This is a genomic window from Oceanobacillus sp. GQ8 (assembly GCF_059758495.1).
In genome coordinates, this window is the sequence record NZ_JCAXEV010000001.1 from 784,156 (window position 1) to 800,447 (window position 16,292).

17 protein-coding genes and 1 other annotated feature are annotated in these 16,292 nt (G+C 38.3%); all 17 genes read right to left on the reverse strand.

Translation table 11 applies throughout. The features are described 5' to 3' along the window. Positions 1-49: 49 nt before the first annotated feature. The 17 genes from pyrR to AC6CHS_RS04215 all read right to left on the reverse strand — a co-directional run bounded on the left by pyrR (position 50) and on the right by AC6CHS_RS04215 (position 16,199). On the reverse strand, positions 50-592 hold the full coding sequence (pyrR, locus tag AC6CHS_RS04135) for a bifunctional pyr operon transcriptional regulator/uracil phosphoribosyltransferase PyrR (protein WP_498234288.1): 543 nt from the start codon (positions 590-592) through the stop codon (positions 50-52). 160 nt (positions 593-752) lie between these two features. Next, positions 753-1,664, reverse strand: a complete 912-nt coding sequence (locus tag AC6CHS_RS04140; protein WP_498234290.1) for an RluA family pseudouridine synthase — start codon at positions 1,662-1,664, stop codon at positions 753-755. Beyond that, the gene (lspA, locus tag AC6CHS_RS04145; RefSeq protein ID WP_498234292.1) at positions 1,661-2,131 is read right to left on the reverse strand and encodes a signal peptidase II; all 471 of its coding nucleotides are present in this window, start codon (positions 2,129-2,131) and stop codon (positions 1,661-1,663) included. Before lspA ends, AC6CHS_RS04140 begins: the two co-directional genes overlap by 4 nt. 245 nt (positions 2,132-2,376) lie before the next feature. Continuing rightward, on the reverse strand, positions 2,377-5,130 hold the full coding sequence (ileS, locus tag AC6CHS_RS04150) for an isoleucine--tRNA ligase (protein WP_498234294.1): 2,754 nt from the start codon (positions 5,128-5,130) through the stop codon (positions 2,377-2,379). A 46-nt stretch (positions 5,131-5,176) separates the two neighbouring features. Next, positions 5,177-5,400, reverse strand: a binding site (T-box leader). Positions 5,401-5,471: 71 nt separating this feature from the next. Further along, a complete protein-coding gene (locus tag AC6CHS_RS04155; RefSeq protein ID WP_036573211.1) occupies positions 5,472-5,975 on the reverse strand; it encodes a DivIVA domain-containing protein in 504 nt (167 codons plus the stop codon). A 125-nt stretch (positions 5,976-6,100) separates the two neighbouring features. Next, entirely contained in the window at positions 6,101-6,877 is a 777-nt protein-coding gene (locus AC6CHS_RS04160) for a YlmH family RNA-binding protein (RefSeq protein WP_498234296.1), read from the reverse strand. Between the two features lie 10 nt (positions 6,878-6,887). Continuing rightward, positions 6,888-7,151 (reverse strand): YggT family protein, encoded by a 264-nt coding sequence (locus tag AC6CHS_RS04165; protein WP_036573217.1) that lies wholly within the window; start codon positions 7,149-7,151, stop codon positions 6,888-6,890. 4 nt (positions 7,152-7,155) lie between these two features. Continuing rightward, a complete protein-coding gene (locus AC6CHS_RS04170; RefSeq protein ID WP_498234297.1) occupies positions 7,156-7,596 on the reverse strand; it encodes a cell division protein SepF in 441 nt (146 codons plus the stop codon). A gap of 5 nt (positions 7,597-7,601) precedes the next feature. Then, the gene (locus AC6CHS_RS04175; protein WP_498234299.1) at positions 7,602-8,273 is read right to left on the reverse strand and encodes a YggS family pyridoxal phosphate-dependent enzyme; all 672 of its coding nucleotides are present in this window, start codon (positions 8,271-8,273) and stop codon (positions 7,602-7,604) included. Between the two features lie 26 nt (positions 8,274-8,299). Then, the gene (gene pgeF, locus AC6CHS_RS04180; protein WP_498234301.1) at positions 8,300-9,109 is read right to left on the reverse strand and encodes a peptidoglycan editing factor PgeF; all 810 of its coding nucleotides are present in this window, start codon (positions 9,107-9,109) and stop codon (positions 8,300-8,302) included. A gap of 51 nt (positions 9,110-9,160) precedes the next feature. Further along, positions 9,161-9,442, reverse strand: coding sequence for a YlmC/YmxH family sporulation protein (locus AC6CHS_RS04185; protein WP_498234302.1), 282 nt, complete (start codon positions 9,440-9,442; stop codon positions 9,161-9,163). A 241-nt stretch (positions 9,443-9,683) separates the two neighbouring features. Continuing rightward, positions 9,684-10,466: an RNA polymerase sporulation sigma factor SigG gene (sigG, locus tag AC6CHS_RS04190; protein ID WP_036573231.1), complete on the reverse strand. Its 783-nt coding sequence runs from the start codon at positions 10,464-10,466 to the stop codon at positions 9,684-9,686. Positions 10,467-10,591: 125 nt separating this feature from the next. Next, a complete protein-coding gene (gene sigE / locus AC6CHS_RS04195; RefSeq protein WP_106896585.1) occupies positions 10,592-11,311 on the reverse strand; it encodes an RNA polymerase sporulation sigma factor SigE in 720 nt (239 codons plus the stop codon). 16 nt (positions 11,312-11,327) lie between these two features. After that, positions 11,328-12,278 carry a sigma-E processing peptidase SpoIIGA gene (gene spoIIGA, locus AC6CHS_RS04200; protein ID WP_498234305.1) on the reverse strand — a complete coding sequence of 317 codons (951 nt, stop codon included), beginning with the start codon at positions 12,276-12,278 and terminating at the stop codon, positions 11,328-11,330. Positions 12,279-12,592: 314 nt separating this feature from the next. Further along, positions 12,593-13,735: a cell division protein FtsZ gene (gene ftsZ, locus AC6CHS_RS04205; RefSeq protein WP_036573236.1), complete on the reverse strand. Its 1,143-nt coding sequence runs from the start codon at positions 13,733-13,735 to the stop codon at positions 12,593-12,595. A 131-nt stretch (positions 13,736-13,866) separates the two neighbouring features. Then, positions 13,867-15,147 (reverse strand): cell division protein FtsA, encoded by a 1,281-nt coding sequence (gene ftsA, locus AC6CHS_RS04210; RefSeq protein WP_498234307.1) that lies wholly within the window; start codon positions 15,145-15,147, stop codon positions 13,867-13,869. 254 nt (positions 15,148-15,401) lie between these two features. Then, a complete protein-coding gene (locus AC6CHS_RS04215) occupies positions 15,402-16,199 on the reverse strand; it encodes a cell division protein FtsQ/DivIB (RefSeq protein WP_498234309.1) in 798 nt (265 codons plus the stop codon). Positions 16,200-16,292 lie beyond the last annotated feature (93 nt).

The window sequence follows — 16,292 nt, forward strand, 5'->3', positions numbered from 1 at the left end:
AGATCTCTCTGTATCTGTTTAAAGGTTTTATAAAAGCAGGGTCCTCCTGCTATTTTTCGTAAATGGTTACAAGGTCTTGACCATCCGTTTCTTGTAACTCTACTGTGATTACTTCCTTTTCCGAAGTAGGGATGTTCTTGCCTACATAGTCTGCCCGGATCGGCAGCTCACGGTGCCCTCTATCAACAAGGACGGCTAACTGAATTTGTGAGGGTCTTCCTGTGTCCATCACAGCGTCCATTGCTGCACGAACTGTTCTCCCTGTGTATAGCACATCGTCAAGGAGAATAACTCTTTTTCCTGAAAGATCTACAGAAATATTCGTCCCCTTAAGCTGTGGCTCTTCATCTTCGCTTACTTTATCAAGATCATCACGATAAAGTGTAATATCCAGTTCGCCAGTAGGTACGGTAATGTTTTCTATTTGGAGAATTTTCTCCTGCAATCGTTTGGTAAGAGGAACGCCACGGGTTTTTACCCCAATGAGCACGAGCTCTTCTCCGCCTTTGTTTTTCTCTAAAATCTCATGTGCAATTCTAGTGATGGCTCGGTTAATTGCCGCCTGATCTAGGATTTCAGTTTTTTTCTTCAAGTTTAAACACTCCAACCATAGAAAAATCCCTTTCTCCATGAGGAAAAAGGGACACAGTTCTGAATGTCTTTGTTACAACCGAATCCTTTTAAGCCTCACTGGACTATTTTAAAGGGTCAACTATTCATTTGGTTCATTATTACAAAGTTCGCCGTTCATGTCAATACATTTTCTCAATATAGTCTATTACATCTGCAAAGTAGGTCGGTAAAGGAGCTTCGAATTTTAGCCACTCACCTGTTTTAGGATGTGTAATCGCAAGCGATTTAGCATGCAACACTTGGCCGTTTGCATCCAATGTTTTTCTTGGACCATATTTTGGATCCCCTACAAGAGGGTAGCCAATATATCTCATGTGTACACGAATTTGATGCGTTCTTCCTGTCTCCAGCTGGCATTCTATCCTAGTATAATCTGGATAGCTTTTTAATACTTGAAAATGCGTAATCGCGGGTTTTCCATTGTCCACCACAGCCATTTTTTGCCTATCCTTAGGGTCTCTTCCAATTGGAGCGTCAACCATACCCGTTTCATGAGGAATTTCCCCATGGACGAGCGCTTCATATTTACGTTCAATTGTCTTTTCTGACATTTGTTCTGATAAATTTCTATGGGCAAGATCATTTTTAGCAACTACAAGTAGACCACTAGTATCCTTGTCAATTCGATGAACGATCCCTGGTCTTTCTACACCATTTATACCGGAAAGGTCCTGACAATGGTAAAGAAGTGCATTCACCATTGTTCCCGTTTGGTGCCCTGCTGAAGGGTGAACAACCATGCCCTTCTCCTTATTTATTACTAATAAATCTTGATCTTCATACACAATATCCAATGGTATGTTTTCTGGAAGGATCTTTAATGCCTCAGGCTCTGGTATAGACCAATCTAGCATATCTCCTTCTTGACACTTGTAGTTCGCCTTTGACTCTTGGCCATTGACCTTAACAAGTCCCTTACTAATCCATGACTGGACTTGGGACCTGGAGCTATCCGGATTAATTTCTGAAAGCAGCTTGTCCAATCGTGTACTTGCTTCAGAAGCTATTACCTCATGCTGAAATAAACTCATTTTTTACCTTTTCCTTTCTTTAACTCATCCATTATTGTAGCAATAATAATGCAAAACACACCAACTACAAGAGCCGAGTCAGCTATATTAAATATCGGGAAATCATAGCCAAAGATAACAAAATCAAAAAAATCGACAACTTCCTTACGAAACAATCGATCAATAAAATTCCCAATTGCCCCACCTAAAAGAAGACTTAACGCGATTGCCAACCCAATATTTCCCTTTGCGTAACGTTGCATGTATACGATAATGCCAATTACAACAACAAGCGTAATAATATAAAAGAAAATCATTTGACCTTCTAATATACCCCACGCGGCACCTGTATTACGATGGGAGGTTAGCGAAAAAAACTGATCGATAATCGTTATTTCTTCGCCGTAATCCATATTTTTAACAACCAGCCATTTGGTCAATTGGTCTATACCGATCACGATAAGCGAAATAATATAGTATATGTACATTCTTGTTCCTCCGATTCTCCAATATGTGTCCTTTTTATATTAAACGTAAATGAAGAAATTTTCAATTCAGTACTCATGGACCAAAGCACAAACTCTCGATCAAAGGAATGCCGACTAAAATGGCTCAAACTGGTTTAACTATAGCATGACCCGGCTTTTCCGGGGCCACAATTTTAGGCTTAACATATTATACATTCTTATCTCAAAAAAATACTCCCCTTAGTACTAAGAGGAGTATGAAAAACTTATGCAGTATAATGTTCCTTAACCACATCTGCACAACGTGTGCAAAGTGTCGGATGCTCCTTGTCTTCGCCCACTGTTTCGGACGCTACCCAGCAACGTTCACATTTTTCACCAGGATGTGCTTCAACGGCAACATCCACGTATTTATATGTTTTCGTATTCTCTGCGTTTTCTTGCACGACTGCTTCAGAAACAATCAAGTACTGATGTAGTGGAGCCAGTGCTTCTAACACATCTTTTGTTTCCTGATCTTTTGGAACAATGGTGATCTTCGCCTCAAGCGATTTTCCAATTACTTTATCATTCCGAGCTTCCTCTAATGCTTTTAACACATCATCTCTAACCTTCATAAAGTGATCCCATTTCTCAGATAGCTCAGCTAATTGATTATCTGTTACCTCTGGAATATCTGTCAGCTGAACACTTTCCTCATTTGTTCCTGGTATATACTCCCAAACCTCGTCTGCGGTATGTGGAATAATTGGGGTAAGCAGCTTAACCAGTGTTGTCAAAATCTCATAGTATCCTGTCTGGATGCTTCTACGACGGTGATTTTCTCTAGACTCAATATATAAGATATCTTTTGCAAAATCCAGATAGAAAGAGCTTAGATCAACTGCACAGAAATTATGAATTTGATGGAAAATTGGAGAAAACTCATAGTTCTCATAATTTCCTCTTACATCTTTCAACAAACGTTGCAAGCGCTGAAGCATATATTGATCCACTTCTTCCAAATCACTATGGGCAACACGATCTGTTTCTGGATTAAAGTCAGAAAGATTTGCTAGCATAAAGCGGAATGTATTACGGATCTTACGGTATGCTTCAGAGATTTGCTTCAAAATATCATTTGAGATACGAACATCTGCTTGATAATCTACTGAAGACACCCATAGTCGTAAAATATCTGATCCGAGTTGTTTCTGGACCTTAGATGGTACCATAACATTACCAAGTGATTTACTCATTTTCCTTCCATTACCATCCAATACAAATCCATGACTGATGACCGTTTTATATGGAGATTTGCCAGTCACAGCTACAGCAGTAGATAGGGAAGAGTTAAACCAACCACGATATTGGTCACTACCTTCTAGATAGACATCTGCTGGACGCTGAAGGTCATCACGTTCTTCTAAAACTCCTTCATGGGATGAACCTGAATCAAACCAAACATCCATGATATCAGTCTCTTTAGTGAATACACCACTCGGACTATTTTCAGACGTAAACCCATCCGGCAATAAATCTTTCGCATCCCATTCAAACCAAATATTTGATCCATGTTCTTTAAAGAGATCCGAAACATGCTGAATTGTTTCATCTGTAATAATTGGAGTGTTATCTTCTGCGTAAAATACTGGAATAGGCACTCCCCAAGTACGTTGACGGGAAATACACCAATCTTCACGATCACGGACCATGTTGTAAAGGCGTGTTTCTCCCCAGTTTGGATACCAGTTCACTTCTTTAATCTCATCCAAAATGTTCTGGCGGAAATCTTTAATGGAAGCAAACCATTGGGATGTAGCACGGAAAATAGTCGGTTTTTTTGTTCTCCAATCATGCGGATAAGAGTGTGTTATAAAGGTAAGTTTTAATAATGCTCCTACTTCCTCTAACTTTTCTGTGATAATTTTATTCGCTTCATCATAGAAAAGACCTTCAAATCCTGGTGCTTCATTGGTAAATACGCCCTTCTCATCAACTGGACATAAAGCATCAATGCCATAGCTACGGGAAACATAAAAGTCGTCTTCCCCGTGCCCTGGAGCGGTATGGACACAACCTGTACCTGCGTCCGTTGTAACATGATCGCCCAGCATTACAAGCGAATCTCTATCATAGAAAGGATGTTTGGCAACAATACGATCAGCTTCTTGTCCTTTAAATGTTTTTATGACTTCGTAGTTTTCCCACTCTAGTGTCTCTGCTACCGTCTCCACTAGTGCTTGAGCAAGAACAAATTTTTCATTATTTGCCGCAACGACAACATACTCTAATTCAGGATGTACACTAATCCCTAAGTTTGCCGGCATTGTCCATGGTGTAGTGGTCCAAATAATAATTTTCTCTCCACCATCAAGCAGGTCTTTACCATCCTTTACTTCAAATCCTACGTAAATAGATGCAGACCGCTTGTCATGATACTCAATTTCCGCTTCAGCAAGTGCTGACTCAGAGGATGGAGACCAATAAACAGGCTTAAGACCTTTATAAATATATCCTTTTTTAGCCATCTCACCAAAAACTTTTATTTGGGCTGCTTCATAATCCTTTGTTAAGGTAATATAAGGGTTCTCCCAATCTCCTCTAACACCTAGCTGTTTGAACTGTGTACGTTGGCTATCAACTTGACCTAAAGCATAGTCAGCACATAGCTGTCTGAATTCCGCAATGCTAAGTTCTTTACGTTTTACCTTCTTTTTCTTTGTTAGAGCTGTTTCAATTGGCAGGCCGTGTGTATCCCAACCTGGTACATATGGGGCGTAGTAACCTGTCATGGATTTATAACGTGTGATAAAATCCTTTAAAATTTTATTAAGCGCATGCCCAATGTGGATATCACCATTTGCATACGGCGGTCCATCATGCAACACAAACAAAGGTTTTCCTTTAGAGCGTTGAAGGCTTTTTTGATAGATATCCTTCTCTTCCCATTCCTCTTGGCGTTTTGGTTCTTTATTTGGTAAATTTCCGCGCATCGGAAATTCTGTCTTTGGCATTAATAACGTATCCTTGTAATCCATAAATGCTCCTCCTGTTTCAATGAAATAAAAAAAGCCCTCAAATCCCAAAAGGGACGAGAAGACTCGCGGTACCACCCTTATAAACTTAAAACCGTAACGATTTTAAATTCACTCGATATCCGTAACGAGGATAAACCGTTCATTACTACTTTTTGTTCGCAATGAATACTCGGGAGTGATGTTCTAGAAGTTTCTGTACCGGGCTCACACCGTATCCCAGTTCGCTATAATCAGAGGATCCTTCTATACTATCTCCGTCAACGTCTAGCTATATCATTGTCCTACAATTCACTTTGTTTATGTCTATGAATTATATGTAAAAAATGTGTCGCCGTCAAGATTTAAGATTCATTTTCCGCTAATTCAAGTTCTTCTCCAATTTCAGCGTCAAAAAGCTGTTCCCAATCATCTGTTCCGATCATATCTAATTGGGCTTCAACAAGCATTTTCAAGCGTGTACGGAAAACTTTAGCCTGTTTTTTAAGCTCTTCTACGTCCATTGAGATACGTCTCGATTTACTTAATGCTTCGTTAATAATACGATCTGCATTTTTTTCTGCTTCTTTTATGATTAGCTTCGATTCTTTCGTCGCATTCCCTTTAAGTTCTTCTGCAGTTTCTTGCGCAATTAGAATAGACTTATTAAGTGTTTCTTCTATATTCGTAAAATGCCCGAGTCTTTCAGTCAGTTGCTCTACTTTTTCAGCAAGGTCCTTCTTATCTCTGATCACAATCTCATAATCTTTTATGACCTGATCAAGAAATTCATTGACCTCGTCTTCATCATATCCTTTAAACTTTCTTGTAAATTCCTTATTATGAATATCTAGTGGCGTTAATGGCACATTGGCCACCTCCTTTAAAGTAATAGCATTCCATCTGTAAAAATAATAAATAAAAACAATTTCTCATTATCACCTGTCCATCTTTAATTCGACAAAAATCGTTGTATTCCTGCAAAGGTATGATTTTATTTTAGCACAGCAATGGTTATTTTCAACTTATCTTTTTTCGTAGTTCCATTAACAGCAGCAAGTTTACTTCTTCCCTTCCCTCTTAAGGACAATAAGTCACCTTCTTGAAGACCGTACTTTCCGTCTTCAACTACTTTATAATTCACTTTCACTTGCTGTTTTGTTATGTTAGCCGCCGCATCCTTTCTGGATAGATGGTAAATCTCTTTTAGTACCGTATCTAACCGTAAAGAAGAAACAGTTTTATCGGAAAAATCCCACTGCTGTTCTGATGCCAATCCTTCAGATAAAGGTTTTTCTTCAAGTGTTACTTTGGCTTTTTTAATCATATTCAAATTCGCTCTTACAAATGGGGCTATTTCATCCCCCAAAACAATTTGCAAAATGCCATTCTTTACAGTAATATCACCGAATTTCTGTCTCTTAATTCCTAGCGACAAAAATGCTCCCATTACGTCTCGATGTTCTATAGTAACAAATTTACTTTGATATGTTGCTTGGCATAAGGTCAGCTGAAAATCTTCTATGCTTATTTCATCATAATAGGGAGCCAGAATAGCACGCTTCCTTTCAGCGTCAGCAGTTCCGCCTTCAAAGGAAAGCTTTATATCCGATGATTCTCCTCCAACCAGCATTTTCACAATCTGTTGTTCTCTAGGGTCAAGAAAATCGGTAAGCCTTGGTTGAAAGTTTCTCTCAACCTGCTCCTTCCAAGAAAGCACCTTATCAATAAAAGGTTGTTCATCTTTTCTAAAATGCTGATATATGTCCATATGTACCATCCTAGAATAATATCTTGTAAAATTCCCATAATCCCATTCTCGCTAAATGGATGACAAATATCCCTACGATTGGAGATAAATCAATCATGCCGATAGGTGGGATGAATTTCCGAAACTGTTCTAAATATGGCTCACAAATTTTAGTCAAAAAACTTCCAATACTGGATTCTCTTGCACCAGGAAACCAAGACATAAAAATATAAACAATTAGCGCTAAACTATAAACATAAAGCGCTGTATCTAACAACTGAAATAATTGAAACATCTATCTACCATCCCTTTTCAAAATCATTTTCTGAAAGTGCTTCTGAAATTGTTCCAGAAACATTTACATTATCCGGTGTACAGAGAAAAGTCTCTGCCCCAAGCTTTTGTATATCTCCATTTAGAGCATATACAGTACCGCTTAAAAAATCAACAATTCGTTTTGCCTGTTGATGGTCCACTCGCTGCAGATTAATAACGACGGCGCGCCGGTTAATAATATTGTCAGCAATCTCTTGTGCTTCATTATAGGTTCTAGGCTCACACAGCACAACCTTTGAGGAAGCTTGCTGCATACTGGTTAGGCTAACAACATTTTGCTTCTTTCCCTGTTGTGTTTCTTTTTGTTCAGGTTCTGCTTGTTCATCAGTTGGAACTTCCACATATTCATACTCATATTCTTCATCCATCGTAAAATAATTTTTTAACTTGTTTTTTATACTCATCTTTTTCACCCCACTAATTTGGTTCCGATTCGGATATGGGTAGCTCCTTCTTCAATTGCCACCTCATAGTCGTTGCTCATTCCCATCGACAAATACGCACAAGGTGCCGACTCATAGCGCTTCTCTTGCACTTCTTCTTTTAGGTATGCAAGTCTTTTGAATACTTGACGAAGCACTGTCTCGTCTTTCGTATGTGGCGCCATCGTCATTAAGCCAATTACTCGAATATTTTCATACTCACGCAACTTTTCAATAAACGGAAGAACCTCTTCTGGCGATATCCCATGCTTGGATTGTTCTTTGCTTACATTCACTTGAATAAAACAATCTATCTTTTTCTCGGTACGTTTATTAATCTCTTTAGCAAGAGAAATCCTGTCTAATGAGTGAATCACATCAACCTGATGGATAACATCTTTAACTTTTCTTGACTGTAGGGTTCCGATAAAATGCCATTTAACATCTGTCCCCTGAAAGTAATCGTATTTTTCCCTAAATCCCTCAAGACGGTTTTCTCCTAGATCGCATACACCAGCTTTAATTGCTTCCTCGGTTCGTTCTATTGTAACATATTTCGTCACCCCAATTAGGGTGATATCCTTAACTGAGCGATTACTATTTTTACAAGCATCTTCTATTCTACGATTAATTTCTTTAAGATTTGTTGCGACTTGCATGCTTACCCTTCTCCTCCTTCGTTGAGCTAATCAGAAAAACCAATAAAACCAAGCATTCTCCCCGTTTTCCCATTATCCCTCCGATGAGAGAAAAAAAGCTCGCTGTCCTCATAAGTGCAGTAATTTGTTACACCTATATTATTACGTAATACCCCAGATTGTAAAAGAATATCCTTATTTAGTTGTTTTAAATCAAGGTTAAAGCGGCCATTTTGTTTCACAGTTACACTATTCGAATGAAATGGCTTCGGTATATGGGTTATCACCTGCTCGTCCACTTCATAATGCTTTTTGGAGATACATGGACCGATTACAGCTTGCAAATCGGAAGGGTTCGATCCTAGACTACGAAATCTTTCGACCATTTGTTTACCGATCCCATGTACGGTTCCTCTCCACCCGGCATGAGCAATCCCAATAATATTCTGTTTAGGATCAAAGAAAAACAATGGGACACAATCTGCAAAAAAGGCAGTACAGAATACTCCCTTCTCTCTAGTCACCATCCCATCTATGTCGGAGATAGAGGTTTCATACTCAATTGCACCTCTTCCAGCATCCTGTTTTGTGACTGTCTTAATGTTTATATCATGGACTTGTTCTCCCACAATCCAATTCGAAAGGGGAAAAGAAAGCTCCTCTGCTAGCTTTTCTCTATTTTCTATAACATCTTTTTGGTCATCCTTAACGTGTAAACCCATATTTAAATGTTGATAAGGCGGTTTACTAACCCCTCCTATTTTTGTTGAAAATCCAACTGTCAATAACGGTGACAGCTTTTCCCATTCTTCGATACGTAAATAGGACGTATGCTTTGTGATAAATGGTTCACTCATGTCTTAACCTCCCCCATGTTCTTGAACCATTTTACCACATTTAAATCGATCTCAACCGTTATGGCCTGTAATAAAATGCCCCGAATAGAGTTTAGGTTCTCCAATATTCTTCACCAAAATTACGTCAGAACCGATCCTTACAATTTGTTCCCAATGGATAACCAACTCATCTGCTTTTCCAAAAAAACCACTCTTTTTATCTTTAATCGTCAGCACAATCGCTACGATCTTACCTCTATCCGTATCAATTTCAAGATCTGTTATATGTCCAAGTCTTTTACCGTCGTCAACAATAATAACTTCTTTTACCTGCAACTCTGATAACTTCATCATTTTCAATCCCCCCAATTACTTTAAATATATGCAGTACATCTAAACATTTTCATGTAAATTGCAATAATAAAAAAGAAGTATGAGAATAAAAGCTAGAAGACAATGAATGTAGGAACGATGTGAGATTACATAGAATCTTTAAGAAAAAATTTAACCATAAGAAAATCCGAACTTATGCTAAATTTTTTGGCTTTAGCATAGTTCGGATCTTCAGTTAAGCTAATAATTCAACCATATTTCTTTATTCAAACATCTGTTTATTCATTTGTTTAATGGCTGCTTTCTCGAGACGAGATACTTGCGCCTGCGAAATGCCAATTTCATCTGCAACTTCCATTTGTGTTTTTCCTTGGAAAAATCGCTTATTCAATATCATTTTTTCTCGTGCATTAAGCTGGTGCATACCTTCTTTTAATGACAGTTTATCAAGCCACGTTGAATCTTTGTCCTTTTCATCACTAATTTGATCCATAACAAATATTGGATCCCCACCGTCATTATAAATAGGCTCAAATAGAGATACAGGGTCCTGAATAGCATCCATGGCGAAAACAATATCAGAATGAGGAACACCCATCTCTTCAGCTATTTCCATAGGTGTTGGTTCTTTTGATGTTTTATTTATTAATTTTTCTCTAACTTGTAGAGCTTTGTATGCAATATCTCGTAAAGATCTAGATACCCTAATTGGATTATTATCCCTGAGATACCTCCTAATTTCTCCAATGATCATTGGCACAGCATACGTCGAAAATCTTACATTATGTGATAAATCAAAGTTATCAATGGATTTCATTAAACCAATGCAGCCGACCTGAAACAAATCATCGACAAATTCACCGCGATTGTTAAATCGCTGAATAACACTTAAAACAAGGCGTAAATTCCCATTTACCAATTGTTCTCTCGCAGAAATGTCATCTTCTTGTTGCATTCTAACAAATAATTTCCGCATTTCATCGTTTTTTAGTACGGGCAATTTCGATGTATCAACACCACATATTTCAACTTTATGTCTAGTCACTTTAGTTCAACCCTCCCAGATGGCGATGCTGTTCAAGGACAGTTTCTCCACCTGGAAAGCTTTTTATGCAGTTCGGTCAGTGACATACATGGTGCAAAATGCTCTTAAATCTTAGAGTGATAAGGCTAGACCATTTTATTAAATTCTTTTTTTAATCGACGAATTATTTTTTTCTCCAGTCTTGAAATATAAGACTGTGAAATTCCTAACATATCAGCAACATCCTTTTGCGTTTTTTCTTCCTGACCAATTAGGCCGAAACGCAGTTCCATAATTTGCTTTTCGCGATCATTTAATTGTGAAAGGGCACTTTTTAAAAGGCTCTTGTCTACATTGGATTCAAGATTTTTGGTAATAATATCATCATCTGTTCCCAAAACGTCTGATAAAAGAAGCTCGTTGCCATCCCAATCTATGTTGAGAGGCTCATCGAAGGATATTTCCGATTTAAGTTTATTATTTCTTCTAAGATACATAAGAATTTCATTTTCTATACACCTAGAAGCATACGTAGCTAATTTGATTTGTTTTTCAGGGTTAAATGTATTAACAGCCTTTATTAGACCAATTGTTCCAATGCTAATTAAGTCCTCTATATTAATTCCCGTGTTTTCAAATTTGCGAGCGATATACACAACAAGACGAAGATTACGTTCTATTAAGACTGCTCTCGCTGACTTATCTCCTTTAGGAAGTAGAATAAGAAGCTCTTGTTCCTCTTGCTTGGAAAGGGGTGGTGGCAATGCTTCACTTCCACCAATATAATAGATTTCATCCGATTTAATCCCTAATTTAATGAGTAGCTTATACCACCATAGACGAAGACGAAGTTTAACAGATTTCAATCTAAATCTCTCCTTTTTATGCAGAACTAATAGCTGCTAGTTTTATAATTTGTGGTTGCAACAGACAATGGTAGCTTCCGTCCTTTACCAACTCAGCAAACTGGATACCGATTAACACGTTTGACGTAACTAATTTTTGTTCACCATAATAAACCATTAACTTTTCCGGTCTTACTGTAAAAAGAAATTCACTTTTACCTTGCACCCCTTGATATGGCACGATCTGGATAAACCGCTCCCATTCACTGGGGAGTTGTTCAAAATTTAGACCTTCATATGAAGCTTTTAATAACTTCCAGTCTTTTTCTGTAAACCAATTTTTGAGAAAGCTTTCATCACAGATCATTACAGGCTTTTTTGTGATAGGATCTGTCAATTGATTACCACTATCAATGTATCCCTGTGTAGAATAAGTTTCATTGTTCAATTGAACGGTTACCATACAGAGTTGATCATAGCGGATTTTTTCCGTTGCGTGCTTGTCCATTCGATTCTTAGTAAACCACCATATTATTGGGAACCCAACAACGACGAACACCCAGCTGACAGGGTCTCCAAATCCTCCATTAAAGGTAAGGACACTGCTTCCAGATAGTGATACAGGGTTTTGAATGAGAAAGTGAACAGCTAGTAACCCACCCCCTATAGAAAAGGTAGAAAAATAGAAAATCAGTAATAATTTCAGCGTACGATAAATGGACTTAAACCCGAAGGCACTCCATATAATAAAAATGGAATACAGTACCTTTCCAACCACTCCCACAAAAAAAGATTCAGGAAAATAAAAGGTGATCGGCACCAAAAGAGAGGCAATAAATGCACCACATATGATTCTCCATTTCTTTGTTACTTCTCTGCCTAGAGCTTGAGTTAATAGAAGTAGCATCGCATCGAGTAAAAAGTTTAGCATCCAGACAGCGTCCAAATAAATGATCAAAGCAGCTCTTCCTTTCGGATATCCTGTCATCTGGAGAGTAAATAAAAGCATGGTTGGTAGGAGTATTTAGATAGTAATGAAAGTATACCGAAGCAGCAGAGCAAAGTCTGTCACTTCTTGTATGCGTAAAGGGGCTAATTTCAACTAGTTATCGAGGAATATGTCAGGCAAACATACGTTAGTAGGAGGAAGATTAAGAAGGAAGTGAGGAAAGTCTCGCAATTCTCTACTCGCAGAGGCGAACGTGCCACTAATCTAAATCCTTTTATTCTATCTAGTTTAGAATCATAAAAAAAGATGAACCCTGATTGGTACAGGGTTCATCTTTTTTAGGTTAACTGAATTTAGCGATTACGGTTTCTATTTCTTAAGAAAGTAGGAATATCCAATGTTTCATCCTCTTGTTTATTAGCTCGTGGTTGTGAGGTTTCTCTCGTTGGTGCTTCCTCGTTCGCACGCGTAGCTGCATGCTGGTTGTGATTGATTACTGGACGTTGTGTTTGTTGTTTAGGTTGCTTTTCTGCTTTTTGCACAGCCTCATCAAAACCGGTTGCAATAACTGTAACAACAATTTCATCTTTAAGGTCTTCATTAATTACTGAACCAAAAATCACGTTAACCTCATTATCTGCTGCAGAGGTAACTAAATCAGCAGCTTCTTGAACCTCATACAAGCTCAAGTTCGTTCCACCAGTAATGTTCATTAATATACCATGTGCACCATCAATTGAAGTTTCAAGCAATGGCGAAGAGATTGCCTTTTTAGCGGCTTCAGTAGCACGTGTTTCTCCTGTAGCTACACCAATACCCATTAGAGCAGAACCTTTATCAAACATAATAGTCTTGACATCGGCGAAGTCTACGTTGATCAATCCAGGTTTTGCAATCAGATCGGAAATACCTTGAACACCTTGGCGTAATACATTATCCGCCTCTCGGAAGGCTTCAAGCATTGGTGTGTTTTTATCAACTATTTCTAGCAAACGATCATTTGGAATCACGATTAGCGTATCGACACTTGATTTTAGTGCTTCGATACCAGATATTGCCTGTGTCGAACGTCTTCTTCCTTCAAAAGAGAATGGACGTGTTACAACACCAACAGTTAACGCGCCAAGGTCTTTCGCAATTTGTGCTATGACAGGTGCTGCTCCTGTCCCAGTACCGCCGCCCATTCCGGCAGTAACGAAGATCATGTCAGCGCCCTGAAGCACTTCCTCTAACTGTTCTTTGCTTTCTTCAGCAGCTTTTTTTCCTACTTCCGGGTTAGCGCCTGCACCAAGCCCACGTGTCAGTTTGCCGCCAATCTGTATTTTCACTTCTGCTTTTGATAGATTTAAAGCTTGTGCGTCGGTGTTTACAGCGATAAATTCTACACCTTCAACCCCATGCTCAATCATACGGTTTACAGCATTGTTTCCGCCACCGCCGACGCCAATTACTTTTATTGTTGCTAACTCTTCCATATTTGTATCAAACTCTAACATATTCCGTTCCTCCTATATGCAAATTACAAGCGTCCCAGAAGCTCACTTTCCCTATATGTAAGGGGTCGTTCCATCTAGTCTCTATGAAGCAATCATCGAATTTAGCATTAATGCTCTACAAACCTAGCACATTAATCAAAGAAATTCTTAAACAAGTTTGCTATGCTGGAATCCTTTTTCTTTTTTTCTTTTGGTTCATTATATTGAGTTTGTTTTTTAGTTCTTTTTGGCCTTTGATCTTGTTCAGGCACAATAACAGAAGGAAATAACTCTTTTCCCTGTATTTTCGCATTTCGATATGCAAATTGCAAGATTCCTACTCCTGCAGTGAATTGCGGTTCCCGAACACCTATGTAATCAGGTATAGCTATTCGGACACTTGTATGGAACATATCCTGTGCCAACTCTAATACGCCAGGCATGGCCATTGTCCCACCAGTTAAGACAAATCCACCAGGCAATTCGCCATATCCCATTTTTCTAATTTCACGTTCCGCAAAGGCATAGATTTCTTCCAGCCTTGCTTCGATCATATCAGAGATTTGCAACTGGTTGTACGTTTGTTTCGAATTACTTCCAATTACAGATACCTCAAACGTTTCGTCTTCCTGGGCATTATTATAAAAAGCATGTCCATAATTACGCTTTACGTCCTCTGCTTCCTCGGAAGTTGTCCGCATCCCAATGGAGAGATCCTTCGTAATATTATCCCCTCCCAAAGGAATGACACACGTTGCTGCAAGATGGTCATTTTCGAATACAGATACGGTAGAACATCCGCCGCCAATGTTAATAAGCGCAACGCCCATATTCATTTCATCTTTTGATAAGGCTACCGTTCCAGCAGCTAATGGCTGGAGGCAAATGTCCGCTACTTGCAGATTAGCCCGTTCTACACATTTTAAAATATTGTGGAGTACGGTTTTAGAACAGGTAATAATAGTACCTTCCATTTCCAGTCGCACACCAATCATTCCCCTGGGGTCTGTTATTTCATCAAGACCGTCAACAATAAACTGTTTGGGAATGACATCAATAATTTCTCTTTCTGGTGGAATGGACACAACCTGTGCACCATCAATTACACGGTTAATATCCTCATCTCCAATTTCTCTGTCTTCACTTTGTACTGCAACTACACCGTGACATGGCTGTAACTGAATGTGATTGCCATTAATCCCTACGACTACACGGTCAATCTGCATTCCAACCATCCGTTCGGCCTGCTCAACAGCATTGCGTATTGATTGAACTGTTTGATCAATGTCTACTATTGCGCCTTTTTTCATACCATTAGACTTTGCAGACCCTACTCCGATAATGTTTAATGAGTCATTTAATACTTCTCCAATTATTACTTTGATTTTTGTAGTACCTATATCAAGGCTAACTAATATATCACTGTTGTTCAAAAGTAAGGCACCCCCTAAATTCAGCAAACTTCATCTTTGTGTTTTGTTTAAGTATTCTATAATTCTATCTGATAACATATCATTTTAAAGTAATATCCTAGAAAAAGAAATATATTATAGGTAATTCCACAAGAAATAGCTGATTCCTTTATTTTTCTGCTACTTTTTATTGTATTTTAACAAATACAGACACTTACTCTATATATTTCGTTTAACCGACTCGTTATATGACTGCAAATATAAATTGAGTAAAGTTAATCTGTAGCATCCTCTCTATCCTCTTCGGATGTCTCTTGACTCTCAGAATCGGTAAACGCCTCAAAGTAAGCTCCAACTCCAATATGAATAATCCCCTTATTTCCCTCTTCAAGCTGGGAAACAATGGACGGATACACACTCATTTTTTCCGCGAAATCCCTAATCGTACCATCTACCATAAAGCCATCATTCATATAGAGCATAAGTTTATTCTTATTCTCGTCAGTTGGCACCCAATAAATTTCCGAAATTAATTTCAGAATACTAGTTGGTAACTTCTCAAGCTCTGCTGTCATCCTATGTAAATATTCTTCTTCCTTGAAATCGAGCAATAATGGCGCGTCCCCGTTGGAAAGTTGCTGACCGGCATCTTTTAGCACTGTCCCATTTCCTAACACAGGATAGTAGTTGCTATCTTGGGTGACATACCCTACCCGACTTAATTCTTTTATCTCTATTTCCACAGTTCGCGGGAGCTGTCTGGAGACCTCTACTGAATCAACAATAGGATTTGCAGCTATTTCTGCGCGAATTTCTTTTTTGTTAAGGCTCCAGATATTCGTATTTGTTGTGAGACCACTTAATTCCTCTATTTCATTATCGGATAAAAATGTATTACCTTTAATCGTTATTGTTTTTACATCACTCAAAGGTGATTGTAAATAAGCAATAATTGAAATTAATAAGAAAAAAATAGAAAGGTAGAATACTAAACGACGATTCGCTTTCTTTTTTCTTGCCTGTTTCAGTTTTGGGATACGATCCTCGATTGAAACAATCTTCTTTTGGCTCATCTCCATTTCTTCCTTTATAAAAAATTAACAAAGAGTTTCGACTAGAAATAGCCAATGTTTCCTGTTACATGAATTATATCACAAGTTCCTTAT

Bases quoted from the DNA above. Each gene is read 5' to 3' on its own strand.
- AC6CHS_RS04175 (WP_498234299.1), bottom strand. From the start codon at position 8,273: ATGCAAGTCGCAACAAATCTTAAAGAAATTAATCGTAGAATAGAAGAT.
- ileS (WP_498234294.1), bottom strand. From the start codon at position 5,130: ATGGATTACAAGGATACGTTATTAATGCCAAAGACAGAATTTCCGATG.
- spoIIGA (WP_498234305.1), bottom strand. From the start codon at position 12,278: ATGACAGGATATCCGAAAGGAAGAGCTGCTTTGATCATTTATTTGGAC.
- AC6CHS_RS04170 (WP_498234297.1), bottom strand. From the start codon at position 7,596: ATGAGTATAAAAAACAAGTTAAAAAATTATTTTACGATGGATGAAGAA.
- pgeF (WP_498234301.1), bottom strand. From the start codon at position 9,109: ATGAGTGAACCATTTATCACAAAGCATACGTCCTATTTACGTATCGAA.
- AC6CHS_RS04165 (WP_036573217.1), bottom strand. From the start codon at position 7,151: ATGTTTCAATTATTTCAGTTGTTAGATACAGCGCTTTATGTTTATAGT.
- AC6CHS_RS04185 (WP_498234302.1), bottom strand. From the start codon at position 9,442: ATGATGAAGTTATCAGAGTTGCAGGTAAAAGAAGTTATTATTGTTGAC.
- lspA (WP_498234292.1), bottom strand. From the start codon at position 2,131: ATGTACATATACTATATTATTTCGCTTATCGTGATCGGTATAGACCAA.
- AC6CHS_RS04215 (WP_498234309.1), bottom strand. From the start codon at position 16,199: ATGAGCCAAAAGAAGATTGTTTCAATCGAGGATCGTATCCCAAAACTG.
- AC6CHS_RS04160 (WP_498234296.1), bottom strand. From the start codon at position 6,877: ATGGACATATATCAGCATTTTAGAAAAGATGAACAACCTTTTATTGAT.
- ftsZ (WP_036573236.1), bottom strand. From the start codon at position 13,735: ATGTTAGAGTTTGATACAAATATGGAAGAGTTAGCAACAATAAAAGTA.
- AC6CHS_RS04140 (WP_498234290.1), bottom strand. From the start codon at position 1,664: ATGAGTTTATTTCAGCATGAGGTAATAGCTTCTGAAGCAAGTACACGA.